We start from the raw sequence: 23,776 nt of genomic DNA on the forward strand, positions 1-23,776 counted from the left end.
CACGGTGTCAGCCGCCCCACTCCGTCACCAGCAGGCCATAGCTGGCCAGGCTGAGAAAACGCCCCTGTTTCAGCTCGCACTCACGCCGCGTGCCCTCATGGATGAAACCGAGCTTTTCCAGCACCCGCGTGCTGGCCACGTTCTCCGGCTCCACCACCGCCTCGACCCGGTGAACACCCATTGCCGTGAAGGCATGTCGGATGATCGCCGGCAGGCACTCGGCCATGACCCCTGAACGCCAGAACCCCGGCAAGAGCCAGTAGCCCAGTTCGATATGCCGATGCTCGATGGACCAATCATTGAAACCGCAGGCACCGATCAATTCATCGGGAGTTTCCGCCCGGCAGATGCCCCACCACAGGCCCTCGCTCTGCTCCTGCAATTCGCGGTACCAGTCCATCTGCACCTGCGTGGCTTCGAGCGAATGGAAGGACACGCCGTAATGGCGGATCACCTGCGGATCGGACAAGCCTTTATAAACAGCCTCGATATCCGCCTGCTGGATTTCCCGCAGGATGAAGCGCGGCGTGGTGAATCGCGGGAATACCGACGCCCCGCTCACTCAGGCCAGCCCTTCGAGCGCTTCGCGCACGAACAGATACCCCTTGCTGCGTACGGTCTTGATCAAACGAGGGTGCATGGGATCGTCGCCGATTTTCGGACGAATGCGGGAAATGCGCACATCGATGGAGCGATCCTGACCGTCATATTCGATACCCCGCAAGGCGGTGAAGATTTCCTCACGAGAAAGAATGCGCCCCGCGTTGGCAGCCAACAGCCATAACAGGTCGAACTCGGCACTGGTCAGCTCGATGCTCTGCTCTCTCAGCCAGGCCTCGCGCAAGGCGCTGTCGATGACCAACTGGCCAAACTCCAGGCGGCGCTGGCTCTCCGCCGGCGCCTCACTACCCTCGCGGCGGCGCAACAGCGCACGGATGCGCGCCAGCAGCACACGCGGGCGTACCGGTTTGCACACGTAATCGTCGGCGCCCATTTCCAGGCCAAGCACCTCGTCCATGTCGTCGGTACGCGCGGTGAGCATCAGGATCGGGCGATCATAGCGGCTGCGCACCTTGCGGCAGATGGACAGGCCATCCTCGCCCGGCAGCATCAGGTCGAGCACCACCAGGTCCGGCTGTTCCTTGAGAATGCGGGCGGCCGCCTTGGCGCCATCGGACTCGATATCGACTTTCAGGCCATTGCTCTCCAGGTACTCCCGGGTCAATTCGGCCAGCCGTTGATCGTCCTCGACAATCAGGATCTGCCAGGCTTCTTGCTCCACGCACCCCTCCTGTAAACCGCGTACTCAAAACCGGCCGGCATTGTAGCAACGTGCCCCGCTCTACGGCGCGCTTGCGCCGCCATAGGCCCAGGATTCGGCGCATAAGCGGCATCCTTTACAGGCGTATGGCGAATTGTCATAAAAACCCTACATATAGTGTCTATACGATTGACAAAAACAACCCGTCAAGCCGCGTAGAAAAAGCACCGCCATGCACGACGAACGGTCTGGAGTGGGTAATCCCAGCATTCGCGCGGCCTTGCCGAACTTACCCCAAAGTAACCCACAGATTTATCCACAGGCTGTTCGCATCAGTCGACTTGCCTTCCCCCGAACACCGCACTATCTTGTATCCCCATTGAAGCAAACACCTACATATTGGGTTTTTGCACAAATCAGACACAAGCACATTTGCCCTATCCTGGTCCATAGCCATGACCTGAAAAGGTGCAGATTAAGGCGTCAGCCAGACGATTCAGCTCCATCGATTTCGAGCAAGCCCCGCTACCGCCAGCAGAGCGATGGGGACTTGATCACGGTCCGGCCCTCTTGGGATGGAACCACAACATCTAGTGGTGCTAGCTTAACCGCCGGCACAAGACTTACAGAGCCAGGAAGGCGTCGAGTCGTACCCTTTCTGCCCAGTTTGCAAGTCCCAGCCGCCCAGCTCGCGCTGTTCGTCTGGCGTTGTCGATACGGAATGAACGGTAGTACGACGCAGCACTCAACTGCTTAGCGTTCAACTAAATAGAAAACACGGAGACCCGATCCCCATGCATACCGACACAACTCGCGAGAACCCGCAGGCCGTCGCGCCGCAGGCTGCCGATTCCACCCAGGATCTGGCTGCCACGGCGCCTGGCCAGCTGCGAGTGATCAAGCGTAACGGTACTGTCGTGCCGTATACCGATGACAAGATCACCGTTGCCATCACCAAGGCGTTCCTCGCAGTTGAAGGCGGCACCGCCGCTGCCTCGTCGCGTATCCATGAAACCGTCGAGCGTCTGACCGAGCAGGTCACCGCCACCTTCAAGCGCCGCATGCCGTCCGGCGGCACCATCCACATCGAAGAAATCCAGGATCAGGTCGAACTGGCCCTGATGCGCGCCGGCGAGCAGAAAGTCGCCCGCGACTACGTGATCTACCGTGACTCCCGTGCCAAGGAACGCGCCATCCGCAGTGGCAGCGATGTCGCCCAGCCACACCCGAGCATCCGCGTGACCCACGCCGACGGCAGCGTCGCCCCGCTGGACATGGGCCGCCTGGACACCATCATCCGCGAAGCGTGCGAAGGCCTGGCCGAAGTCGATGGCGCCCTGATCCAGAAAGAAACCCTGAAGAACCTGTACGACGGCGTAGCGCAGAGCGACGTCAACACCGCCCTGGTGATGACCGCACGCACCCTGGTCGAGCGCGAGCCGAACTACTCCTACGTCACCGCCCGCCTGCTGATGGACAACATCCGTGCCGAAGGCCTGGGCTTCCTCGGGGTCGCCACCAGCGCCACCCACCACGAGATGGTCGACCTGTACGCCAAGGCCCTGCCGGCCTACATCGCCAAAGGTATCGAGTTCGAACTGCTCGACCCGAAACTGCAATCCTTCGACCTGGAAAAACTGGGCAAGGCGATCAACCACGAACGTGATCAGCAGTTCACCTACCTCGGCCTGCAGACCCTGTACGACCGCTACTTCATCCACAAGGACGGCATCCGCTTCGAACTGCCACAAGTTTTCTTCATGCGCGTGGCCATGGGCCTGGCCATCGAAGAGAAGCAGAGAGAAGACCGCGCCATCGAGTTCTACAACCTGCTGTCGTCCTTCGACTACATGTCGTCCACGCCGACCCTATTCAACGCCGGCACCCTGCGTCCGCAACTATCGTCGTGCTACCTGACCACCGTGCCGGATGACCTGTCGGGCATCTACAACGCCATCCACGACAACGCCATGCTGTCCAAATTCGCCGGCGGCCTGGGCAATGACTGGACGCCGGTGCGCGCGCTGGGCTCCTACATCAAGGGCACCAACGGCAAGTCCCAGGGCGTCGTGCCGTTCCTCAAAGTCGTGAACGACACCGCCGTGGCGGTCAACCAGGGCGGCAAGCGCAAAGGCGCTGTCTGTGCCTACCTGGAAACCTGGCACATGGACATCGAAGAGTTCATCGAGCTGCGCAAGAACACCGGTGACGACCGTCGCCGCACCCACGACATGAACACCGCGAACTGGATTCCGGACCTGTTCATGAAGCGCGTGTTCGACGACGGCAAGTGGACCCTGTTCAGCCCATCCGAAGTGCCAGACCTGCACGACCTGACCGGCAAGGCCTTCGAAGAGCGCTACGAGTACTACGAAGCCCTGACCGAGTACGGCAAGATCAAGCTGTTCAAGACCATCGCCGCCAAAGACCTGTGGCGCAAGATGCTCTCCATGCTGTTCGAAACCGGCCACCCATGGCTGACCTTCAAGGACCCGTGCAACCTGCGCAGTCCGCAGCAGCACGTGGGTGTGGTCCACAGCTCGAACCTGTGCACCGAGATCACCCTGAACACCAACAAGGACGAGATCGCCGTCTGCAACCTGGGCTCGATCAACCTGCCGAACCACATCGTCGACGGCAAGCTGGATACCGCCAAGCTGGAAAAAACCGTCAAGACCGCTGTGCGCATGCTCGATAACGTCATCGACATCAACTACTACAGCGTGCCGCAGGCGAAGAATTCCAACTTCAAGCACCGCCCGGTCGGCCTCGGCATCATGGGCTTCCAGGACGCGCTGTACCTGCAGCACATCCCGTACGGCTCCGACGCTGCCGTCGAGTTCGCCGACAAGTCCATGGAAGCGGTCAGCTACTACGCCATCCAGGCCTCCTGTGACCTGGCCGACGAGCGCGGCAGCTACGAGACCTTCCAGGGCTCGCTGTGGAGCAAAGGCATCCTGCCGCTCGACTCCCAGCAGATCCTGATCGAAGCCCGTGGCCAGAAGTACATCGACGTCGACCTGACCGAGTCCCTGGACTGGGCACCGGTACGTGCCCGCGTACAGAAAGGCATCCGTAACTCGAACATCATGGCCATCGCGCCGACCGCCACCATCGCCAACATCACCGGCGTATCGCAGTCGATCGAACCGACCTACCAGAACCTGTACGTGAAATCGAACCTCTCCGGCGAATTCACCGTGATCAACCCCTACCTGGTGCGCGACCTCAAGGCACGCGGCCTGTGGGACTCGGTCATGGTCAACGACCTGAAGTACTACGACGGTTCCGTACAACAGATCGAACGCATCCCGCAGGACCTGAAAGACCTGTACGCCACCGCGTTCGAAGTGGAAACCAAGTGGATCGTCGATGCCGCCAGCCGTCGCCAGAAGTGGATCGACCAGGCGCAGTCGCTGAACCTGTACATCGCCGGCGCCTCGGGTAAAAAGCTCGACGTGACCTACCGCATGGCCTGGTACCGTGGCCTGAAAACCACCTACTACCTCCGTGCCCTGGCCGCGACCAGCACCGAGAAGTCGACCATCAACACCGGCAAGCTCAACGCGGTTTCCAGCGGTGGCAACACCGAAGGCCTGCAGGCTGCTCCGGCAGAGCCGGCCAGCCTTAGCGCAGCCGGTCCGGCGCCAGTGCCGAAGGCCTGTGCCATCGACGAGCCAGACTGCGAAGCCTGCCAATAAGGTAAATAGCGGTCCCCAGAGCGGACCCCGCGTCGTTGCGCGGCGGTCCGGCCCCCATCACGTACAGACGTACGCTCAAGGGCTCCGAACCGCCACGCGCCTAGCGCTGCCTCGCTCTGGAAACCGCTGGCAACACCGCAGTAATAGAACTTCACACGCGGAGCGGTTGCTTCGCTTGGGCTGGGCAAGACACCGCCCTCCCCTGCAGATTTTCGTTTTTGCGTGCATACCTACGCACCCACATTTTATGACCGGCTCGAGCCGGCACCCGATCAGGAGGAAACCACCATGCTGAGCTGGGACGAATTCGACAAACCCGAAGAGACCGCTGCCCCATCCAAACCGGGCAATGCCGCTGCACAACAGGCCAACGTTGAAGCCGGTCTGGACAAGCTCGACAACGAAGCCGCCGGCTCCGTGGAAGAAGCCCGCGCCGTCAGCGCCAGCGACTCCGATGCCGTTGCCCGCGCCAAGAAGGCCCTGAACGACCTCGACATCCAGGAAGGCCTTGACGACCTGGAAGGCGCCAGCGCCCGCGTTCACGTCGGCGACAAGCAGATGATCAACGCCCGCGCCGACCTCAACCAGCTTGTACCCTTCAAGTACGATTGGGCCTGGCAGAAGTATCTGGATGGTTGCGCCAACCACTGGATGCCGCAGGAAGTGAACATGAACGCCGACATTGCCCTGTGGAAGAGCAAGGACGGCCTCAGCGAAGACGAGCGCCGCATCGTCATGCGCAACCTCGGCTTCTTCTCCACCGCCGACTCCCTGGTTGCCAACAACCTGGTACTGGCCGTGTACCGCCTGATCACCAACCCCGAGTGCCGCCAGTACATCCTGCGCCAGGCCTTCGAAGAGGCGATCCACACCCATGCCTACCAGTACTGCATCGAATCGCTGGGCATGGATGAAGGCGAGATATTCAACATGTACCACGAGATTCCTTCGGTCGCGAAAAAAGCCTCCTGGGGCCTCAAGTACACCCGCTCGATCTCCGATCCCGAGTTCAAGACCGGCACCCCGGAAACCGACCGTCAGTTCCTGCGCAACCTGATCGCCTACTACTGCGTACTGGAAGGCATCTTCTTCTACTGCGGCTTCACCCAGATCCTCTCCATGGGCCGCCGCAACAAGATGACCGGCACCGCCGAGCAGTTCCAGTACATCCTGCGCGACGAGTCCATGCACCTGAACTTCGGCATCGACGTGATCAATCAGATCAAGATCGAAAACCCGCACCTGTGGGACGCCTCGATGAAAGACGAAGCGACCCAGATGATCCTCCAGGGCACCCAACTGGAAATCGAATACGCACGCGACACCATGCCGCGCGGCGTACTGGGCATGAACGCCGCGATGATGGAGGACTACCTCAAATTCATCGCCAACCGCCGCCTGACCCAGATCGGCCTGAAGGAAGAGTACCCAGGCACGACCAACCCGTTCCCGTGGATGAGCGAGATCATGGACCTGAAGAAGGAGAAAAACTTCTTCGAGACGCGGGTTATTGAGTATCAGACTGGTGGGGCGTTGAGCTGGGATTGATGGCTCGCTGACATCAGAGTAGATTGATCCTACACCTGCCAAGGATGTTTGGGTTGAAGCTAAGAAAAGCCCCGCCTAGTGCGGGGCTTTTTATTAATAAGGGCTTCTCCAATGTCAGAAAACCTTCCATACAGCACCGCTCCCGGAACCCTTGAGCATATGCTCGAGAAAATAAAAACAGCATCAGTACCTGAACGTGTTACGCAAGATTTTGTTTCGACAAAACTAGCGATGAAGGGTGGTTCCGCTAGGGCGTGCATCCCTTTTTTAAAGAAAATGGAATTCGTGGCGACTGATGGGCGTCCTACGGACTTGTATAAAGAATTTAGAAATCCAAAAAAATCGCGAATCGCAGTAGGTAAAGCGTTCAGAAAGCTTTATGAGCGGCTTTATGAAATGAATGAATATTTACATGACGCGAACGACCAAGACATTCTAGGAATGATTGTGGAGTGTACAGGAGGGCAAAAGGATTCCTCAGTTACAAAGCTAACTCTAGCCACCCTAAATATGCTTAGAAAAATCTCTGACTTTGACGAAGTGGACAACAAGGACTCAGACAGCTCCATTAATGAAAGTAGCTTTACAACTGAATCCCCCTTTCCTACCGAACTGAGTGCCCCCACAATCTCAAGCCAAAAGAACAACTCAGGAAAAAGTATCAACCTCGCTTACACGATCAACTTAAACCTGCCAGCCACGAAAGATATTGAGGTTTTCAACGCGATATTTAAAAGCCTAAAAGATCACCTTCTGGAGTCATAAATGAACTTCCAAGATCAAATAAAGGCCTTTGGTTTAACCAATATGCTGATCGAGTCCGACCTAGACAAAATTGAAGAAACACACATGATCACGCTGCGCGAAACTTCGACCAGCAAAACTCCAGACGTTACGGAAATCCAAAAAGCTTACTTTCCACAATTCGAGGAGAATCTGAGACATGAAGCCGCCCACATGGCAAAAAGCTATGAACTGTTCTACTGCCTTGAAAAAACAATTAGAAAGCAAGTCTCTGACTTATTAGAGACAACTCAAGGCGACAACTGGTGGAATGAAAAAATAATACCTCAACAAATTTACGTTGACGTTAAAAAAAGAATACTTCGCGAACGAGAGTCAGGCATAACACCTAGATCGCTAGATGAACTCGACTACACAAATTTTGGCGAGCTAGGAGAAATAATAAAGGCAAATTGGGGCGTCTTTTCCAGTATATTTAACACTCCCAAAGCCGTGGAAAAAGTTATGTTCAACCTTAACACTTTACGAAATCCAATTGCACATTGCAGCTTACTCGCCGAAGACGAGCAACTCCGCCTAGAACTAAGTTTACGAGACTGGTTCCGATTAACAGAATAGCAAGTGGCCCGGATATCCACGTTGGAAAACGCTTCGCAGTTTTCCACCCTACGCACTACGCAGGTTGGCTTTTGTAGGGTAGACAAGGCGAAGCTTGCCCACCAGCGGAACCACACGAAACATTCAACCCGAGTGACGCCACGCTTTTCGCCCTTACGGCGAGTCACTTTCTCTTTGCACGCGCAAAGAGAAAGTAACCAAAGAGAAAGCGCGCCCGACATCCGGGTTTCGCTGCGCGAAACTCCCCTCGCTCCGGCACTGTTCCGAGGGTCGTCACGGTGGGCCATCCCTGGCCCATCGTTCCTCGTTTGGCATCCATGCCAAACGCCCCTCTCCACAGCACCTCCACTCGGCCTCCTGACGGGATTCGGAGACCGAGTCGCCTAGTCTGACGATGCAGGTAGATCAAAAGATAAAGCAGAGCCAAAGCATTGCGGCGTGATCGTTCCCACGCTCCGCGTGGGAATGCAGCCCTCGACGCTCCAGCGTCCACCTGTCAGCAACTACGTGCCGGAAGCCACACAGCGACGCAGAGCGTCGCGGGTTTGCTCCCACGCTGGAGCGTGGGAGCCATCAGACCGTCAGGCAACTCCAATCGCCCCTTTCAGGAGGCCGAGTGGAATCATTGCGCAGGGGGTTGAGCGACATGGATGTCGCGAGAGCCGCGATGGGCCAGGGATGGCCCTTCGCGGCGGACCCCTGAAGCAATGATGGAGAGAGGGAAGTCTGGCGCAGGCGTGGCGGATGCAGGGACGCAGACCTTTTGGTTCCTTTTGGCGGGGCCGGCCAGCCGGGCGTTTGCCAAAAGGGACTCGCCATGCAAGACGAAACCTGTAGTACCCTCCGAGGAAAGCGCCACGCTTGTACTCAGAACCCAAAGGCCAACAAATTTTGATCATTCCCACGCTCCGCATGGGAACGCAGCCCTCGACGCTCCAGCGTCCACCTGCCAGCAACTACGCGTTGGAAGCCACGTGGCGACGCAGAGCGTCGCGGGCTTGCTACCACGCTGGAGCGTGGGAGCTATCGGGGATTGAAGGCCGCACGCTGCTCTGATCATTCCCACGCTCTGCGTGGTAATGCAGCCCTCGATACTCCAGCGTCCACCTGCCAGCAACTGCGCGCCGGAAGCTACGTTGCGACGCAGAGCGTCGCGGGTTTGCTACCACGCTGGAGCGTGGGAGCTATCGGGGATTGAAGGCCGCATGTGACACGTATCGTTCCCACGCTCCGCGTGGGAATGCAGCCCTCGACGCTCCAGCGTCCACCTGATAGCAGCGCAAGCCGTAAACCATGTAGCGATGCAGAGCGTCGCAGGCTAGGCTCCTACTCGGAATGCGGGAGCCATCTGGGACAAGAGGCAGCCACACTTCAATCCACACCACAACCAGTCGATTCAAGGAAGAATCCAATGGGCCGCAGCCGTTACGTCATCACCGAACCTGAGAAACCGCACTTCCTCACCTGCACGGTACTGGAGTGGCTACCGCTATTCACCCGCCCCGCTCTGGTCGAGATTCTGCTCGACTGCTGGCGCTATCAACAGGCCAACCAGGGCTTGCGCCTCTATGGTTACGTCGTGCTGGAAAACCACCTGCACTTAGTGGCCCAGGCCCCTGACCTGAGCAAATGCGTCAGCGGCTTCAAGTCCTTCACGGCACGCCGCATCATCGACCAACTGCAAGAGCGAGGGGCGGAGCGCTTGCTGCAGCGACTGCGTTTTGCCAAGCGCGCGCACAAGGACGACCGGGTGTATCAGCTCTGGCAGGAAGGTTCGCATGCGGAACTGGTGTACAGCGCGGAGGTGATGCGGGAGAAGCTCGATTACATCCACCGCAACCCGCTCAAACGTGGCTATGTGGACCGGGCGGAGCACTGGCGTTACTCCAGTGCCAGGAACTATGCGGGGCAAGCAGGATTGATTGAGGTCGACCGGTGGGATACGTGACGCAGAGCGTCACGGGCTGCATTCCTACGCGGAGCGTGGGAACGATCACGCGAAGTGACCGCCGAGGCTCGTGACACGGAGCGTGGGAACGCTCATCGACCAGCTTTCGCCTGCGCATAAAAAACCCGGCTCTTTGCAAAAAGGCCGGGTTTTGCGTAACAGGAATGCTATCAGGCCTTGTCGACGCCCTTTTTGACTGCGTCCTTGACGTCGCCCTTGAGCTGCTGGGCTTTGCCCTTCACTTGCTGAGCATTGCCCTCACCTTCAAGACGAGGATTATCGGTAGCCTTGCCAATGCCCTCTTTGACTTTACCGATGGCTTCGTTGGCATTGCCTTTGATCTTGTCTTTCGTGCTGCTCATGTGACACCTCATTTTCAGTGGCTTACGGAAAAGGGAACCTGGCTTGGCGCAATCGTTGCGTATTTCTGACGAGTGACCGGCTGGAAAGCAAAGGCCGCTCATCAGCGGGTAGCCAGGGCAACCCGCAGCAATGGATGCAAAAGCGCTAGCTACGCGCCCCGATGCACCTTGCCGCCGCCGTTTTGCGTGACAAATCACCCAGCCTGGCCAGCAGATGCAATACCCTGCTCCAAGCCCCCTTCGACATAGACCACGATGAACGACAGCAGCAACCTGATCATCTTCCTGGCCACCCAGCTCCTGCTGCCATTTGGCCTGGGTTACCTCTATTGCCGAAGCAAGGGCATCCCCACCCAATCCTGGCAAGCAGGCGGCATCTTCCTTATTGCCCTGTCGATTGCGACGCTGTTTTTCACCGGCCTGCTCGGCCTGCCAGTCCATGTGAAAAACGTCGGTTTCGTAAGCAATCGGCCGATGGGTTTGGCCTGCGGCGCCATCGGTATCGTTGGGGGTATCGTGATGGGCTTTCTCGCGAGGCGTTTCGAAAACAAGTCATAACCACGTAAAACGAATTTGATCGTTGCCACGCAGAGCGTAAAAACGCTCATAGCCCGCCTGCCGTCAGCAGGCCCCCGCCCACAATCAGTCCCGATGAGAACCAGGTAATGCGATTGACGATCGATGAAGCGAAGCAGCTGGCCAGACAAGCCGCAATCGCGGCAGGCGCAAGTGTGGCGTCAGCCTCATCGCTGACGGATGCAACGGTAGCAGCCGAGCTGTCAGGGCGCGGCGCTGTCGGCTTCGCCCATTTGCCCGACTATCTCGACGGTTTTCGTAGCGGGCGCATTGCCACGAATGCCCAGCCGGAAATCAGCCAGCCCACACCCGCTGCCATCAGGGTCGATGCGCGGGGCGGTATCGCGCAGTTGGGATTTGACCAGGCATTCGACATCCTGCGGGAACAGGCGCAACGCTATGGTCTTGCGATATTCGCGCAGTCCAACAGCTATACGGCCGGTGAGCTGGGGTATTACACCAGACGGCTTGCTGAGGTTGGCCTGGTTTCGATTGCAGCTTCCAACGGCCCGGCCATGGTGACGACGGCGGCCAGCCGCTTGCCGGTGTTCGGCACCAATCCGTTTTCGTTTGCCGCACCTGTCGCGAACGGCTCGCCTTTGGTGATCGATCAGGCGTCGAGCGCAACCGCGTTCGTCAATCTTCGGGCTGCCGCCGAGAATGGCGAATCCATTCCGGAACAGTGGGCGCTGGATGCTGCAGGCGCGCCGACGACCAATGCGCACGATGCTCTGTCAGGCGTGTTGCTCGCCTTTGGCGGCGCACGCGGCGCGAACATCGCGTTGATGGTCGAGGTGCTGGCGGCAGGGTTGACCGGTGCAAACTGGTCGTTGGATATGCCGTCATTCGACTCGGGCGATCAGCCACTCGGGGCCGGGTTGTTCGTACTTGCCATCAACCCCGAGGTACTGGCACCGGATCTTCCTGCCCGGGTGGCTTCCCAACTGGAACGGCTTGCAGCCAAAGGGTTGTACATACCAGGGCAACGGCCAATGGTCGATGAAATCGAGATTGAGCCACTATTGCTATCCATCATTGAACGGGGATGATGAATTCACGCCTTGCAGCCACGAAACTCATAACTGTTGTTATTGCTACTGCCCATAAAATGACCCGACGCTATAAAGCCTAATTAATACAGTTCGAATGAGCCACCTCAGGACAACGCGAATGGACATCCACTTTCTACCCCTCACAGAGTTCCATCGCGTCTATTTCTACAGGCTCATCACCCTGGCCATTCTCGTGGCTATGGGCGTTATGATCTTGTTCAAGCTAGACGAGACAAAGCGCTCTGACCTCGCACTGCTTGCGGCACTCCTGCTGCCCATGGTGTGGCGCTTCACCGTGGAATGGTTCAGGGTCAAACGAGCCCAACCGGCTTTCATCCACGGCGATGAGCTGGTGGTTTCCACGGCCACCCGCCATCGCCGAATCCCACTGACGTCGATTCGCTCGATAACGTCCAAGCACAGCATCTTCATGGTACGGCGCTACCGCTCATGGTCCGAACACGTGGCGTTTCTGCAATTCGCCTTGAACACCGGGGAGCATGTTCACACGCTGGTTGAAAGCGCAGCCTTCGAGTTTCCAGCCGGCAAGGACACGCTGCGCGCGGTCCAGGCTGCGGTGCTCGCCGCCAAGACAAAAAGCATCGCAGCACGCCAGCAAGACAACCTTCGCACCGCGTAGAAATCCCTCGCGGTTTCTACCCCGAGTTCCCAGATGGAAATCAGCGAACCGGGCACGCGTTACACTACCGCCCCATCCTTCCACGGGCACGCCCGGAGCCAGATCCTCGATGTTCACCCTCGTACACCTGGACACCCCACCACCAGAAGCCCTGAAAAGCCAGGTTCTGCAGATGGTGGTGGACTACTTCAGCGACATCAGCCCGGTATCGCTGACGCCCAGCAATCCCCTCTACCAGCTGTACCAGTATGTGATTGGCTACGAGGTGCATCTGTATCTGCAGGCCATGGATGCAACGCTGGAGACCACCGCGCGGCTTATCCTGGCCCTGGATGATCAGGACCCATCCTGCGTGCTGGGCTTTGCCTTGTACCTGCCGGCCAAGGATGACCCCGAGGCCTGCACCCTGGTCTATATGGCCGTCCAGGCCAGCCATCGCCGGCAGGGTATCGCCCGAGCCATGCTGCAACGAATGATCACGCGGCACCCACATGCCGAGCTGGCCTGCGTGGCGGGTAAAGTACAGACCTTCGAGGCAATGGGTTTCCAGGTACTGGCGGCGCGTGGTCCGCAGGTGTTGATGAACACTCGGGGGCACAGCTCGGACGGCATGGTGGCCGTGCAAGACCTGGCACCAATCTTCCAATCCAAGGAAGTGCGACAGATTCACGCTTATCTGGTGCAGCAGCATGGCAAGAAGGCCATGAGCGAGGCGGAGAAAAAGCGCGACCGCCAACTCGACCAGATGGCGTATCAGGCCCAGGTGCTGGTCCGCCAACGCCTCATATAGGACTTCCGGCCATTCCCGCATTCGATGCGGGAATACAACCCGCGGTACACATCGATGAGAAGCCCTGTTGATCGCAGCCTCCGCGAGGCACATCGAACACTCAGCCCCTTCTCGCTTGCCAATCCCTGAAACTTCACCTATCCAGAACAGTCAATGTTGCTTCGCCAACCAGGCGAGCCCATCAACGGACGGCCCATAAGGCCTATTCAATAAGGACGTCTCATGACTTCTAGCAAACTCACGCTTGCCGCCCTCGCCTGTGCCCTGCCGCTGGCTGCCTGTGCCGCCACTCCCGAAGCCCTCAAGCCCTATCCCGCAGCAACCGAAGGTCACACCCGCCATGTGATCGAACTGCCGCCCCAGGCCAACGAGGCCGAGCACAAGGTAGAACTCATCGCCGGCAAGACCCTGGAAGTGGACTGCAACCACCAGCGTCTGGGTGGCCAGTTCCAAGAGAAAACGGTGGAAGGCTGGGGCTACACCTACTACGAGCTGGACCAGGTCGGCCCTGCAGTCAGCACCCTGATGGCCTGCCCCGACAACACCCGCAAAAAGGCTTTCGTGCAGGTAGGCGGCGACCCCTTGCTGGTGCGCTACAACAGCAAGCTGCCATTGGTGATCTATGCCCCTGCCGACGTGGAGGTGCGCTATCGCATCTGGTCGGCGGCTAGCAGCACCAGTCCCGCCGCAGTGAAATAGCCTGACAAGTCACAAGCACCAATACGCGGAAAGCGCCTCATCGCCTTCCGCGTCTTAGCGCCTCAACTGAACAGGTTGTCGTCATCGAAGAAGTCCGAGCTGTCGAAGGCATCCGTGTCGACATAGTGCTCGCTGGTGAGATCATCCATGAGGCGGTTGTCATCCAACTGCCCCGGCGCCTGTACCGGTATATCCTCGCGGATCACCTCGACGATGTCCTGCGGCTGGCTGTGGTGAAACATGCCGGTGAGCAAATCCGCCACCACGACACCACCGGCCACCCCTGCGGCGGTCTGCAAAGCCCCCCGCAAGAAACCACCACCCGGAGCAGAAGCAATTGGCTGCTGGGCAGAGCGTGGGTCATTGAAAGCCGAACTGCCGGGAGCAGCCTGCTGTGAGAAACGCGTCTCGCCCCAACCGGCCGGGCGTTGCGCGGGGGCAGGTGCCGCATCGCGTTGCCCCGCGCCGAACAGGCCAGCCAGGAAACCACCGCTGCTCGGGCGATTCTGTTGCAGCTCGGCAACCTGGGCTTCCAGCGCCTTCACCTGTTGATCCAGCCGCTTGATCGCAGCCTCCTGAATCAGGATCGCCTGCGCCATGTAGTAAGGCGCTGTGGGCTGACGAACGAGGTGTTGGTTGATCTGCACTTCAGCTTGGGCATCGCGCGGAGCGCTTTGCGCCTCAGTATCCCGCAAGCGGGAAAACAGACCATCGATCAGGGTTTGCTCTTCGGAATTCATGGGCGCCTCGGTTGAGCGGCAGGGATGAGACACGTCCCTGTACGTTCTCCGGATCAAAGGCATATCGCCCTTTGTGATCGCTGAATTTGAGTGCTCCCCGAAAAAACAAGTTCCGAGCCCGTCACACTGAAAATCTTCATCCGCAAGGTTCGCCATGGGTACCGCAGTCCACCTTAAACGACCTGACGACACGCAACACCTGCTGTCACTCACAAACCAACGATGTCACCAACGCCGTCAGATAGATTCCCACACCGAACACCAGGTGCGTCACCAGGCTTCTCAGCCGCACCTGCCAGGGATGTGGCGTCCGTGAGGCCGCCAGCCCCATGCCGAATGCCGGTTGCATTAGCAGCAAAGGCGCACTGACGCTGACTGCGCCCAGCAGCAACGCCGGCACCAGCGTTGGCTGGCCCAGCCATTGCGGCCCGATCACTGCCACGAACAATGCGGCAAAGATCACCCCGATCAGGTAATGGCAGCTCCAGCCAAGCAGGCGCTCTCCCCTGACTGGCTGCAGCTTGCCAATCGCCGGATGATGGAATCGCCCGTGGCGCATATGGCCCAGCCAGCGCCCCACCAGGGCGTAGTCCAAGGACGCGATACCGAAGCAGCGCCGACGCAGCAGCGCCCACAAGTCCATCACCAGGGTCGCCCCAATGCCCAGGACAATTACTCGAACGATTATCTCGACTGTCATGACGCTCTCCTTCTACCCTGTCTGAAAGGCTGTATCAGTAGTCTGCCAGTTCAAGTCGACTTGAGGTCAAGCATGAAAGAGATGGACATCGCCAAGGTCTCGCGCTGGTCCGGGCTGCCAGCGTCGACACTGCGTTATTACGAAGAGAGGGGCTTGATCCGCTCCATTGGCCGCGACGGGCTCAAGCGGGTATTCGACGCGTCGGTCCTGCAGCGTCTATCGCTGATCGCCCTGGGGCGCACCGCCGGTTTCTCACTGGACGATATCGCCAACATGCTCGCCAGCGACGAGCCGTTTGCCATCGACCGCTCCAGACTGGAACACCAGGCCGATAAGTTGGACCAGACCATCAAACGACTCAGCGCGATACGTGACGGGTTGCGCCATGCGGCATCGTGCCCAGCCCCCAGTCATCTCGAGTGCCCGACGTTCCAACGTCTGATGAACCTGGCAGCCAAGACCAGCGGAGCAGGCAAAAGGCGACCTGTTCCAGTTGCCAAAACAGGCAACACCCCTAGTGTTCCCCATACACACCGCTAACCAGAGCCACAGTGTGATTCCATTTCCACTTTCAGGAAAAAACCGCTTCGGGCTCCCGCCTCCCTAAAGCGAAATGCCGCCAACAGGCGATGTGAATCTGCACAGCGCCTTGCTGGAAGCGTACCCTTGGCGCCGCAGCGACAGCGTCCCTACCTCCAGAAGGAAAGTTTTGATGTCCAGGCCACACGAGCATAGCGATCAACACCGACGCCTGGTGCTCAAAGCATTGCTGTGGCTCACGCTGGTCGGCGGCGTGTTCTTTTCGGTGGGCAACATACTGCGTGACAACTGGCTGGTGGCCAGCCTGGAACTGCTCTACGCCGGTGTGTCGCTCTACAGCCTGCTGATCATCAACCGCACCGAAAACCTGCGCATACTGACCATCGTCTACCTGGTGCCGTTCTTCACCCTGATGATGGTGATCCTGTTCCAGCCGGGTACTTCTTTTTCGGTGTTCGCCTGGATTCAGACCATCCCGATCATTTTCTACCTGCTGCTCGGGCTACGCCTGGGCCTATGGGGTTCGCTGCTGTTCATCGGCATCGGGCTGTTCGCCTTCGGCCAGCGATTCACCTCGGAGGACCAGGTGGGCAATATCCTGATTCTTGCTGACCTTGGTGTGGCCAGCCTGGCCGTGACCTTGTTTTCGCATATCTATGAACGTAGCCGCCTGCGCAATGAGCAGCGCCTGACCGAGCTGGCCACCACCGATGCCCTGACTGGCCTGGCCAACCGGGTGAAGCTGGCCGAGGTATTCGATCGCGAACGCAACCACGCCCTGCGCAACGGCACGTCGCTGGCTCTCGTTTTCCTGGATATCGACCACTTCAAGCAGATCAACGACCGCTTCGGCCACACGACTGGCGACAAGGCGCTGTGTCACTTCGCTGACCTGTTGTCGCAACGGCTACGTGCCAACGATCTGTTCTGCCGCCTAGGCGGCGAAGAGTTCGCGGTACTGCTGCCCAATACCGGCGGTGCGCTGGCGGCCAACGTTGCCGAGAACCTGCGTGAGCGTCTGGCTACCAATCCGATGCAAATGGATGACGGCATTCTGCCAATGACCCTCAGCGCTGGCGTGGCCTGCTTCGGAGAGGACGGGGAGCACCTGGACGAACTGATGCAGGCAGCGGACCGACGTACCTATGCGGCGAAGCGTGCCGGAAGAAATCAGATAATCACCACGGATGCTGCCGAGCCCACACCGGCCATCAGCGCAGCGGGTTAGGGCCTCCTGGCTCGCGACCATACGGCGTTAAAAACGCCCTCTGAATGCTCACTTCGTAAACTGCGCTTCATCGGGCGTTTTCGCGGGGGTGCCTAGCCCTTGTCTGTCTCTAATCCAGAAGATCGTGAGCAGGTTCTAAGGCGCGCCAAACAGCGCCGTCCAGTAGATACCCGCGTCACTCTTCGGGTCCGCAGCATAGGTTGCGCCCAACTCGCTGAATTGCGGATTCATCAGGTTGGCGCAATGCCCGGGGCTGGCCAGCCAGCCGCTTACCACCTGGTCGGCACTGTCCTGCCCGGCAGCGATGTTTTCACCAACCTGCCCACCGCTGTAACCCGCCAGCTCGGCACGATCACTCGGGGTACGTCCATCGCGGTCGCGGTGGCTGAAGAAATTGCCATTGGCCATCGCCCGACTGTGCGTCTCGGCGGCACTCGCCAACAGCGCATTCCAGACCAATGGCGCGGTAGCGGCGAAAGTTTGCGCCCCGCACTGGCGAGACTGAGTCCGCGCGGTGTTGATCCGTTCCAGCAGCTTCTGCCCTTCCACTGCGCCGTCGCCCAAGCCCCTGCCCAACAGGGGCCGTGCCAGCACGATGCGCCAGTCACGTGCCTGGCGACTCACGCCGATATCGATGAACTGCGGGTCCAGCAGCACCTTGCAGAAGCTGTCCTGCAGCACCTTCATCGCCGCTGGCGCATCACGCGGCCCGGACAGGCTGATCGCCTGCACGTTGACCAATGGATACGCCGCGCGGGTCAGGGCTTGCTGCAAATCTTCACCACCGCTCACCGACAGGACCAGGCGCGAATCGGCCGACAGGGGTGGCAGCTCCTCGGAGGCCTTGTCTGCGCAGCGCTGCACCTGGCTGCGGTAGGCGTTGATCGACTCGATCAATTGCGCCTCATCGGCAGCATGAACCGTGCTGGCGAACAGCAAGCCCAGGCACAAGGTGACGGCGGATGATCTGCTACGCATGGACATTTCCTCGATCTGACGACACCACTGCTTACCAGCGGACCAACGTCCGGTGATCTTGGCGTATCAGGCTCCATGAAACCAGCGCCCACTCCGCACGAGCCTACGACTTACCGCAACTCAGTACTGGATGCTCGTAATTGAACCGTATGCCGCCAGGGTCAGATATAAACGCTGATACCGGCCTTTTCCTGCAGCCACTGCCGGTAAGTTTCCAGTGAGTCGGTCTGTTTGTCACCATTGCTGCCATTGAAGCGGATAGCACCCTCCAGGCCGGCATCGACCAACTCCTGCACCTGCTTGAGCAACTTGCCGGCGTCATCGCGCTCAAGCTGGGCCACATCCGGCAGTTGCATCCTGGGGGCCCCGCCGCTGCTACTCTCGGCCAGCCCGGCCATCTGCAAAGCGCTAGGCGATTGCGAAGCGCCAGCGCCCTTCAGCGCGCGCATCAGGCCGCCCTCGCCATGTGCCACGGTTTCCTTGGCATAACGACGCAGCTCCGTCAGTACATCCTTACTGGGGCTGCTATCGCCATCGGCCTTGGCTTTGGATGGATTGTTGTTCGCCTGGCTTGCGTAGTAGCTGGCCATGGCAGGCGTGCTGGTGTTGATGCTGGTCATAAGGCCTCCCGGCGTAAATCATTACACCGGTAAAGCAGGATACGCGCCAGCTTGCGCACCCCAGAGAATTCAAGGGTTTAGGCATAGTTGAGCGGCACGGCCTGGCCATGGGTGGCAAACCCTTGCCGGTAGCAAACCGCTTCTGCACATCCTCACGTGCCGTTCAGTTGCTCATGCGATTCCATTGGTCAGCACGAAGGGAATTTCCCCGCACGCAACTGATCACACACATGCGACGCGTGAACTCGCGCAAACAACCCGCCACTGGCAACCGTGACCGTTGCCGTACGTACCACGGACTGGGCTATGCTGCCTGGGCAACATTCATCCATAAGAGGGAATCTCATGAGTCTGTTCGGCAAAATTCTTGAAACACTGGGCTTCGGCTCCAAGGCGCAGGCTGCACCCGCTGAAGCCGCTGCGCCTACTGCAGCGCCCACGGCTGCCCCTCAGGCCATCCCCGCAGTGGATGTAGTGGCCAAGCTGGAAGGGCTGGCCGCCAAACACCCGGAGAAGCTCAACTGGAAGGTCTCCATCGTCGACCTACTCAAACTGCTGGGGCTGGATAGCAGCCTGACTGCGCGCAAGGAACTGGCCAACGAATTGGGCTGCCCTGCCGAAAAACTGGGTGACTCGGCACAGATGAACATCTGGCTGCACAAGACCGTACTGCAGAAACTGGCTGACAACGGCGGCAATGTGCCGGCTGACCTGCTCAACTGATCCTGCACCACTGGGCTGTTGTCCATGACAGCGGCCCTTTCTCTCCTGCGCCCCAGCTTGCCTCCCAGAACCTGTCTCGGATCTGCTGAGCGTCGGCCAAACTGCGTTGAAAATGGCTTGCGGCTAACGCGCGCCAGTGCGGCCCCACTGGGGCGAGCGAAGCGAGTCATGCTCATCTATAGCGCGTAAACCCGAGTGCAGGCCCCGTCCGTTCCTCAGCCGTTTTTGTGTGGGCGCCTAGCCCTTGTTTTGCTCTATAGCTCGCGAGATCCGAAACAGGCTATTAGGCCTGTGCCGCCGGGCTGAGCATCTCGATCTCACGAATCTCGAAATCCCGACTGAGGTAGTCCATGCGCGCCTCATGGAACGCACGCATGTGTGGCAGCGCGCTATGGATTGCCAAGTGTTCGCGCGACTGCCAGACCTCGTAGAAGATGAACAAGGTCGGGTCCTGCGTGTCACGCAACATGTGGTACTCCACGCAACCGGGCTCGGCCCTGCTGGGAGCAATATACCCCCGGAACAAGCGTTCAAAGGCATCGGATTTTTCCGGTCGGGTATGGGCATGAAGGATGAAGCCGTACATGGAGTACTCTCAGTGGCTGGATTTCTTTAAACCCTAACGCACGCTAAATCTCTATATTTGTGCCTTTTACTCAATAATGTTTTACCGCCCGACGGCTGTTTCCTCGCCCTTCATCTGAATAGGCTGGCTGCCATTCATTTAGCGCTGGAGACACCATGAAGAACATCCTGCTCCTGAACGGCGGCAAACAATTCGCCCATTCCGACGGCCGCTACAACGCAACACTGCATGGCATAGCGGCAGCATTCCTCGACCAGGCCGGGTTCGATATTAAAACCACCGAGATCGACGCCGGGTATGACGTGGCCGAGGAAGTGGAGAAATTTCTCTGGGCCGACGTCGTCATCTATCAGATGCCGGGCTGGTGGATGGGCGCCCCCTGGATCGTGAAGAAGTACCTCGACGAAGTGTTCACCGCAGGCCACGGCAGCCTGTATGCCAATGATGGACGAACCCGGTCCGATGCCTCGCAGAAGTACGGCAGCGGCGGCCTGATCCAGGGCAAGCAGTACCTGCTTTCACTGACCTGGAATGCTCCTCAGCAAGCCTTTGACGATCCCAGTGACTTCTTTGAAGGCACAGGCGTGGATGCCGTTTACCTGCCCTTCCATAAGGCTAACCAATTCCTCGGTATGCAGGCATTGCCGACCTTCCTCTGCACCGATGTGATGAAGCAGCCGAACATCGAAAACGATGCTGCTCGCTACCGGCAGCACCTGGCGCAGGTATTCAAGACAGCGGCATGAATCATATGGCCTGGCCGCGAACGGACAGAAGGCTTTGCGCCGCCTGAACGAGCACATAGCCATGGCGGTCAACAGAAGGCGATCTTGCCAATAACCTGTTCACCCCTGCGACGCCACCGTCAGATTCCGGTAGGCTTCGCAGCTTCTTTGCAAGGAGTACCCCCATCATGGCCAAAGCCACCGCCCGTCACATCCTGGTTTCCACCGAAGACAAGTGCAATGAACTCAAGGCCGCTATCGAAGCCGGCGCTGACTTCGCTCAGGTTGCCAAAGACAATTCGACCTGCCCGTCCAGCCGCGACGGCGGCAACCTCGGCTCCTTCGGCCCAGGCCAGATGGTCAAGGAATTCGACACCGTCGTTTTCAGCGCCCCGGTCAACGTCGTACAAGGTCCGGTGAAAACCCAGTTCGGTTATCACCTGCTGGAAGTCACCAGCCGCCAGGACTGATGACTCGCATCCCCACGCCCTGCGTGGGGATATCACCCGCCGGTCAGCTCGTTCTGATCTGCTGTCTATCCGCCTTACCCGCTCATTTCCCTTGTCTCCCCTGACGTGTAACAAAGCATGAGGACCTGGCCCGCCAGTGCCTTTAGAATGGCGCCTTCACTCAGCAAGGACATGCCATGGACAACCTCTACCAGGCCCCACAAGCGCAGCTACTCGACAACACCACCGAGCAGTCGGACGGCGCATTCTTCGTCACCTCCCTGAACAAGCTGGTCATTCTATTCATCGCCACTCTGGGCCTGTATATCCTCTACTGGGGCTACAAGCAGTGGAGCAGCCAACGCGCCTCGATGCCGAAAAAGATCATGCCGGTATGGCGTTCGATCTTTTCCATCTTCTTCATGCATAGCCTGTGCAAGCGCATCAGCCAGCGCCTGGAAAGCCAGGGGCAACCAGCGTGGGCCTATGGCGCCGCCGCCACGCTGTATGTCCTGACCACCATCGTGAGTAGCGTCATCAGTAACCTGACCTCGCGCGATGACAGCCTGCCGCTGCTGGTCGACATACTGTCCCTGCTGCTGCAATTGACTCCTGTACTGCCCCTGGTCGCCATCCAGCGCCAGGCCAACCTCGCCAGCCAGGACCCTCAGGGCAGCAGCAACAGCCAAATGTCCAGCAGCAACATCGTGTTCATCGTACTGGGTGCTGTTCTATGGGCTTTCATCCTGCTCGGGATACTGGCGATCGCCATCCTTGGCTGAAGCACTGTATCGCCTGGTCTGAAGCGCCATCAGCCGTAGCTTCTTCTACGACGATGGCGCGACATATGAACTGAATGGGCAGGAAAAAGCTGAACCCGCACGTTTGCACTGCGATCTAGATAACCAAGCCGTGACCCCATGCGCCATGGCACGATATCGACCGCAGCGGAAGCCCATGCATGACGAGCTTTTTCCACACCCTTGGCCAGCGCATCAGCGATCCGGCTCGCGCCTCGCGCACATCCATCCAGAAAGCCCTCGACCAATGCACCTGCGGCCAGTCGATATTCTTTCGCAACAGCCTGTGCCTGGCCTGCCAATCGCCACTCGGCTACGAGCCACAACGCGGCAGCATGCTCACCCTGCAACCAGCCGACCAAGCAGGCATCTGGCAGGCTCAGAACACGGGGACGCAGTACCGCCGCTGCAGCAACTTCGAGACACCCGCCGGGTGCAATTGGCTGCTGCCGGCACAGACAGACGGCGACTTGTGTATCGCCTGTCGCCTCAACCGTGCCATTCCCGACCTGTCCATCCCTGGTAACGACCGGCGCTGGGCCAAGCTGGAAACGGCCAAACGCCGTCTGGTGGCACAGTTGCTGACCTTGCGCCTGCCCGTGATATCGCGAATGGACGATGCCGATCACGGCCTGGCTTTCGATTTCCTCGCCACCACCGCCGACGGCGAACAACCCATAACTGGCCACGCTGGCGGCCTGATCACCCTCAATGCCGAAGAAGCTGACGATGCCCGCAGGGAACAGGTCCGCGTGCAGATGCACGAGCCCTATCGCACGCTACTCGGTCATTTCCGTCATGAGGTCGGTCACTACTACTGGGATCTGCTGGTTGCCGACGGCCCCTGGCTGGAAGCGTTCCGCCAGGTATTCGGCGATGAACGCAGCGACTATGCCGCGGCGCTGCAATGGCACTACGAACAAGGTGCTCCTGCTGACTGGCAGAGCTCCTTCATCAGCGCCTACGCCACCATGCATCCCTGGGAAGACTGGGCGGAAACCTGGGCGCATTACCTGCACATGATGGATACCCTGGACACCGCCCTGAGCCTGGGCATGCGTGCCGGGGATATCGAACTGGACTTCCAGCCGTTCACCCGTGAAACCCTGCATGCTCCCGACGAGCCTCAGGCAGATGCCTTCCTGGTCTTCGTCAACGCCTGGATCGAGTTGGCTGCCATGCTCAATGAACTGTCACGCAGCATGGGCCAACCAGACTTCTATCCCTTCGTGCTACCGGCAGCGGTGATCGGCAAATTGCACCTCGTCCATCGCGTGGTGCTGGCAGCAGGCAGCACGAGTTCGGGCTGACATGCCAATCATGGGGATCATTCCACAACGCGATGGTCTATTCTCCACGGGTTCATCGACATCTCTCCAACCGGCTGACACAGCCAGGAGGTGGTAATGGCCAACGAGCATTTACCCATCCACATAATTCAGAGGTGATCATCGTGAGCAAAGGTATGGAATCGCGCAAAGAGGCGAAGAAGAAACCGCAGAAGTCTGCCGATGAAAAACGGGCAGCCAAACGCGATAAAAAATCTGCTGGCGGCAATACGCTGCTTGGTAGCCACTCTACCTCTTGATCCCCGTATACCCGGCCAGCGCACTCGCGCTGGCTGGTCCCCACGTACAGTTTCTCATCGCCCAATCAGCCCCTCTGCGCACACTCGTGCGTGCCTGCGCGCACGTGACCCGCTAGAATCTGCCGCCGTACTCAGGCCAAAGCGGCCATCGCAACCATCT

Annotated in this window: 26 protein-coding genes; 18 read left to right on the forward strand and 8 right to left on the reverse strand. The window is 59.0% G+C overall.

What is annotated here, in order from left to right; translation table 11 throughout:
• Window positions 1–7: 7 nt before the first annotated feature.
• Together ACWPW0_RS13945 and ACWPW0_RS13950 are read right to left on the reverse strand one after the other, a co-directional pair.
• A complete protein-coding gene (locus ACWPW0_RS13945) occupies window positions 8–562 on the reverse strand; it encodes a GNAT family N-acetyltransferase (RefSeq protein ID WP_454255624.1) in 555 nt (184 codons plus the stop codon).
• Window positions 563–1,282, reverse strand: a complete 720-nt coding sequence (locus ACWPW0_RS13950) for a response regulator (RefSeq protein ID WP_454255625.1) — start codon at window positions 1,280–1,282, stop codon at window positions 563–565.
• A gap of 773 nt (window positions 1,283–2,055) precedes the next feature.
• On the opposite strand from ACWPW0_RS13950, the gene ACWPW0_RS13955 reads away from it, so the two are divergent.
• From ACWPW0_RS13955 to ACWPW0_RS13975, 5 genes are all read left to right on the forward strand, one after another.
• Window positions 2,056–4,962 carry a ribonucleoside-diphosphate reductase subunit alpha gene (locus ACWPW0_RS13955; protein ID WP_454255626.1) on the forward strand — a complete coding sequence of 969 codons (2,907 nt, stop codon included), beginning with the start codon at window positions 2,056–2,058 and terminating at the stop codon, window positions 4,960–4,962.
• Window positions 4,963–5,250: 288 nt separating this feature from the next.
• A complete protein-coding gene (locus ACWPW0_RS13960) occupies window positions 5,251–6,510 on the forward strand; it encodes a ribonucleotide-diphosphate reductase subunit beta (protein ID WP_447592429.1) in 1,260 nt (419 codons plus the stop codon).
• Window positions 6,511–6,621: 111 nt separating this feature from the next.
• Window positions 6,622–7,275, forward strand: a complete 654-nt coding sequence (locus tag ACWPW0_RS13965; protein ID WP_454255627.1) for a DUF5343 domain-containing protein — start codon at window positions 6,622–6,624, stop codon at window positions 7,273–7,275.
• Complete coding sequence (locus ACWPW0_RS13970; protein ID WP_454255628.1) at window positions 7,276–7,872, forward strand: Swt1 family HEPN domain-containing protein; 597 nt, start codon at window positions 7,276–7,278, stop codon at window positions 7,870–7,872.
• A gap of 1,411 nt (window positions 7,873–9,283) precedes the next feature.
• Window positions 9,284–9,820: an REP-associated tyrosine transposase gene (locus tag ACWPW0_RS13975; protein WP_454255629.1), complete on the forward strand. Its 537-nt coding sequence runs from the start codon at window positions 9,284–9,286 to the stop codon at window positions 9,818–9,820.
• A gap of 170 nt (window positions 9,821–9,990) precedes the next feature.
• Here the strand turns inward: ACWPW0_RS13975 and ACWPW0_RS13980 are convergent, their stop codons facing one another.
• The gene (locus tag ACWPW0_RS13980; protein WP_454255630.1) at window positions 9,991–10,182 is read right to left on the reverse strand and encodes a CsbD family protein; all 192 of its coding nucleotides are present in this window, start codon (window positions 10,180–10,182) and stop codon (window positions 9,991–9,993) included.
• A gap of 255 nt (window positions 10,183–10,437) precedes the next feature.
• On the opposite strand from ACWPW0_RS13980, the gene ACWPW0_RS13985 reads away from it, so the two are divergent.
• The 5 genes from ACWPW0_RS13985 (at window position 10,438) to eco (ending at window position 13,939) form a co-directional block, all read left to right on the forward strand.
• Complete coding sequence (locus ACWPW0_RS13985) at window positions 10,438–10,740, forward strand: hypothetical protein (protein ID WP_454255631.1); 303 nt, start codon at window positions 10,438–10,440, stop codon at window positions 10,738–10,740.
• A gap of 113 nt (window positions 10,741–10,853) precedes the next feature.
• The gene (locus ACWPW0_RS13990; RefSeq protein WP_454255632.1) at window positions 10,854–11,807 is read left to right on the forward strand and encodes an Ldh family oxidoreductase; all 954 of its coding nucleotides are present in this window, start codon (window positions 10,854–10,856) and stop codon (window positions 11,805–11,807) included.
• 121 nt (window positions 11,808–11,928) lie between these two features.
• Window positions 11,929–12,450: a hypothetical protein gene (locus tag ACWPW0_RS13995; RefSeq protein WP_454255633.1), complete on the forward strand. Its 522-nt coding sequence runs from the start codon at window positions 11,929–11,931 to the stop codon at window positions 12,448–12,450.
• A gap of 109 nt (window positions 12,451–12,559) precedes the next feature.
• Window positions 12,560–13,240 carry a GNAT family N-acetyltransferase gene (locus ACWPW0_RS14000; protein ID WP_454255634.1) on the forward strand — a complete coding sequence of 227 codons (681 nt, stop codon included), beginning with the start codon at window positions 12,560–12,562 and terminating at the stop codon, window positions 13,238–13,240.
• A 222-nt stretch (window positions 13,241–13,462) separates the two neighbouring features.
• Window positions 13,463–13,939 (forward strand): serine protease inhibitor ecotin, encoded by a 477-nt coding sequence (eco, locus tag ACWPW0_RS14005; RefSeq protein ID WP_447592444.1) that lies wholly within the window; start codon window positions 13,463–13,465, stop codon window positions 13,937–13,939.
• 62 nt (window positions 13,940–14,001) lie between these two features.
• Here the strand turns inward: eco and ACWPW0_RS14010 are convergent, their stop codons facing one another.
• Both ACWPW0_RS14010 and ACWPW0_RS14015 read right to left on the reverse strand, forming a co-directional pair.
• Window positions 14,002–14,679: a DUF2076 domain-containing protein gene (locus ACWPW0_RS14010; protein ID WP_454255635.1), complete on the reverse strand. Its 678-nt coding sequence runs from the start codon at window positions 14,677–14,679 to the stop codon at window positions 14,002–14,004.
• Between the two features lie 205 nt (window positions 14,680–14,884).
• Window positions 14,885–15,379: a DUF2938 domain-containing protein gene (locus ACWPW0_RS14015; protein WP_454255636.1), complete on the reverse strand. Its 495-nt coding sequence runs from the start codon at window positions 15,377–15,379 to the stop codon at window positions 14,885–14,887.
• Between the two features lie 72 nt (window positions 15,380–15,451).
• Between ACWPW0_RS14015 and ACWPW0_RS14020 the strand changes: the two genes are divergently transcribed.
• Together ACWPW0_RS14020 and ACWPW0_RS14025 are read left to right on the forward strand one after the other, a co-directional pair.
• Window positions 15,452–15,919, forward strand: a complete 468-nt coding sequence (locus ACWPW0_RS14020) for a helix-turn-helix domain-containing protein (RefSeq protein ID WP_454255637.1) — start codon at window positions 15,452–15,454, stop codon at window positions 15,917–15,919.
• A 172-nt stretch (window positions 15,920–16,091) separates the two neighbouring features.
• Window positions 16,092–17,147, forward strand: coding sequence for a GGDEF domain-containing protein (locus tag ACWPW0_RS14025; protein WP_454255638.1), 1,056 nt, complete (start codon window positions 16,092–16,094; stop codon window positions 17,145–17,147).
• Between the two features lie 135 nt (window positions 17,148–17,282).
• Here the strand turns inward: ACWPW0_RS14025 and ACWPW0_RS14030 are convergent, their stop codons facing one another.
• On the reverse strand, window positions 17,283–18,125 hold the full coding sequence (locus ACWPW0_RS14030) for a CAP domain-containing protein (protein WP_454255639.1): 843 nt from the start codon (window positions 18,123–18,125) through the stop codon (window positions 17,283–17,285).
• Between the two features lie 161 nt (window positions 18,126–18,286).
• Complete coding sequence (locus ACWPW0_RS14035) at window positions 18,287–18,745, reverse strand: hypothetical protein (RefSeq protein WP_454255640.1); 459 nt, start codon at window positions 18,743–18,745, stop codon at window positions 18,287–18,289.
• A 345-nt stretch (window positions 18,746–19,090) separates the two neighbouring features.
• Between ACWPW0_RS14035 and ACWPW0_RS14040 the strand changes: the two genes are divergently transcribed.
• Window positions 19,091–19,468 carry a DUF3597 domain-containing protein gene (locus ACWPW0_RS14040; RefSeq protein ID WP_447592456.1) on the forward strand — a complete coding sequence of 126 codons (378 nt, stop codon included), beginning with the start codon at window positions 19,091–19,093 and terminating at the stop codon, window positions 19,466–19,468.
• Window positions 19,469–19,751: 283 nt separating this feature from the next.
• On the opposite strand, the gene ACWPW0_RS14045 is transcribed toward ACWPW0_RS14040, so the two are convergent.
• Complete coding sequence (locus ACWPW0_RS14045) at window positions 19,752–20,054, reverse strand: putative quinol monooxygenase (RefSeq protein WP_454255641.1); 303 nt, start codon at window positions 20,052–20,054, stop codon at window positions 19,752–19,754.
• A gap of 155 nt (window positions 20,055–20,209) precedes the next feature.
• On the opposite strand from ACWPW0_RS14045, the gene ACWPW0_RS14050 reads away from it, so the two are divergent.
• The 5 genes from ACWPW0_RS14050 (at window position 20,210) to ACWPW0_RS14070 (ending at window position 23,616) form a co-directional block, all read left to right on the forward strand.
• Entirely contained in the window at window positions 20,210–20,800 is a 591-nt protein-coding gene (locus ACWPW0_RS14050) for an NAD(P)H-dependent oxidoreductase (protein WP_454255642.1), read from the forward strand.
• 167 nt (window positions 20,801–20,967) lie between these two features.
• A complete protein-coding gene (locus tag ACWPW0_RS14055; RefSeq protein ID WP_447592462.1) occupies window positions 20,968–21,249 on the forward strand; it encodes a peptidylprolyl isomerase in 282 nt (93 codons plus the stop codon).
• A gap of 176 nt (window positions 21,250–21,425) precedes the next feature.
• Window positions 21,426–22,010, forward strand: coding sequence for an MFS transporter permease (locus ACWPW0_RS14060; RefSeq protein ID WP_447592463.1), 585 nt, complete (start codon window positions 21,426–21,428; stop codon window positions 22,008–22,010).
• A gap of 179 nt (window positions 22,011–22,189) precedes the next feature.
• Window positions 22,190–23,338: a zinc-binding metallopeptidase family protein gene (locus ACWPW0_RS14065; protein ID WP_454255643.1), complete on the forward strand. Its 1,149-nt coding sequence runs from the start codon at window positions 22,190–22,192 to the stop codon at window positions 23,336–23,338.
• 143 nt (window positions 23,339–23,481) lie between these two features.
• Window positions 23,482–23,616, forward strand: a complete 135-nt coding sequence (locus ACWPW0_RS14070; RefSeq protein WP_447592467.1) for a hypothetical protein — start codon at window positions 23,482–23,484, stop codon at window positions 23,614–23,616.
• The last annotated feature ends 160 nt before the right edge of the window (window positions 23,617–23,776 follow it).

The sequence above is a fragment of the Pseudomonas sp. Marseille-Q8238 genome, assembly GCF_965111915.1.

What these genes read in the sequence shown, in the direction of transcription:
- ACWPW0_RS13955 (WP_454255626.1), top strand. Translation starts at nt 2,056, where the DNA reads ATGCATACCGACACAACTCGCGAGAACCCGCAGGCCGTCGCGCCGCAG.
- ACWPW0_RS13960 (WP_447592429.1), top strand. Translation starts at nt 5,251, where the DNA reads ATGCTGAGCTGGGACGAATTCGACAAACCCGAAGAGACCGCTGCCCCA.
- ACWPW0_RS13965 (WP_454255627.1), top strand. Translation starts at nt 6,622, where the DNA reads ATGTCAGAAAACCTTCCATACAGCACCGCTCCCGGAACCCTTGAGCAT.
- ACWPW0_RS13970 (WP_454255628.1), top strand. Translation starts at nt 7,276, where the DNA reads ATGAACTTCCAAGATCAAATAAAGGCCTTTGGTTTAACCAATATGCTG.
- ACWPW0_RS13975 (WP_454255629.1), top strand. Translation starts at nt 9,284, where the DNA reads ATGGGCCGCAGCCGTTACGTCATCACCGAACCTGAGAAACCGCACTTC.
- ACWPW0_RS13980 (WP_454255630.1), bottom strand. Translation starts at nt 10,182, where the DNA reads ATGAGCAGCACGAAAGACAAGATCAAAGGCAATGCCAACGAAGCCATC.
- ACWPW0_RS13985 (WP_454255631.1), top strand. Translation starts at nt 10,438, where the DNA reads ATGAACGACAGCAGCAACCTGATCATCTTCCTGGCCACCCAGCTCCTG.
- ACWPW0_RS13995 (WP_454255633.1), top strand. Translation starts at nt 11,929, where the DNA reads ATGGACATCCACTTTCTACCCCTCACAGAGTTCCATCGCGTCTATTTC.
- ACWPW0_RS14000 (WP_454255634.1), top strand. Translation starts at nt 12,560, where the DNA reads ATGTTCACCCTCGTACACCTGGACACCCCACCACCAGAAGCCCTGAAA.
- eco (WP_447592444.1), top strand. Translation starts at nt 13,463, where the DNA reads ATGACTTCTAGCAAACTCACGCTTGCCGCCCTCGCCTGTGCCCTGCCG.
- ACWPW0_RS14010 (WP_454255635.1), bottom strand. Translation starts at nt 14,679, where the DNA reads ATGAATTCCGAAGAGCAAACCCTGATCGATGGTCTGTTTTCCCGCTTG.
- ACWPW0_RS14015 (WP_454255636.1), bottom strand. Translation starts at nt 15,379, where the DNA reads ATGACAGTCGAGATAATCGTTCGAGTAATTGTCCTGGGCATTGGGGCG.
- ACWPW0_RS14020 (WP_454255637.1), top strand. Translation starts at nt 15,452, where the DNA reads ATGAAAGAGATGGACATCGCCAAGGTCTCGCGCTGGTCCGGGCTGCCA.
- ACWPW0_RS14025 (WP_454255638.1), top strand. Translation starts at nt 16,092, where the DNA reads ATGTCCAGGCCACACGAGCATAGCGATCAACACCGACGCCTGGTGCTC.
- ACWPW0_RS14030 (WP_454255639.1), bottom strand. Translation starts at nt 18,125, where the DNA reads ATGCGTAGCAGATCATCCGCCGTCACCTTGTGCCTGGGCTTGCTGTTC.
- ACWPW0_RS14035 (WP_454255640.1), bottom strand. Translation starts at nt 18,745, where the DNA reads ATGACCAGCATCAACACCAGCACGCCTGCCATGGCCAGCTACTACGCA.
- ACWPW0_RS14040 (WP_447592456.1), top strand. Translation starts at nt 19,091, where the DNA reads ATGAGTCTGTTCGGCAAAATTCTTGAAACACTGGGCTTCGGCTCCAAG.
- ACWPW0_RS14045 (WP_454255641.1), bottom strand. Translation starts at nt 20,054, where the DNA reads ATGTACGGCTTCATCCTTCATGCCCATACCCGACCGGAAAAATCCGAT.
- ACWPW0_RS14050 (WP_454255642.1), top strand. Translation starts at nt 20,210, where the DNA reads ATGAAGAACATCCTGCTCCTGAACGGCGGCAAACAATTCGCCCATTCC.
- ACWPW0_RS14055 (WP_447592462.1), top strand. Translation starts at nt 20,968, where the DNA reads ATGGCCAAAGCCACCGCCCGTCACATCCTGGTTTCCACCGAAGACAAG.
- ACWPW0_RS14060 (WP_447592463.1), top strand. Translation starts at nt 21,426, where the DNA reads ATGGACAACCTCTACCAGGCCCCACAAGCGCAGCTACTCGACAACACC.
- ACWPW0_RS14065 (WP_454255643.1), top strand. Translation starts at nt 22,190, where the DNA reads ATGACGAGCTTTTTCCACACCCTTGGCCAGCGCATCAGCGATCCGGCT.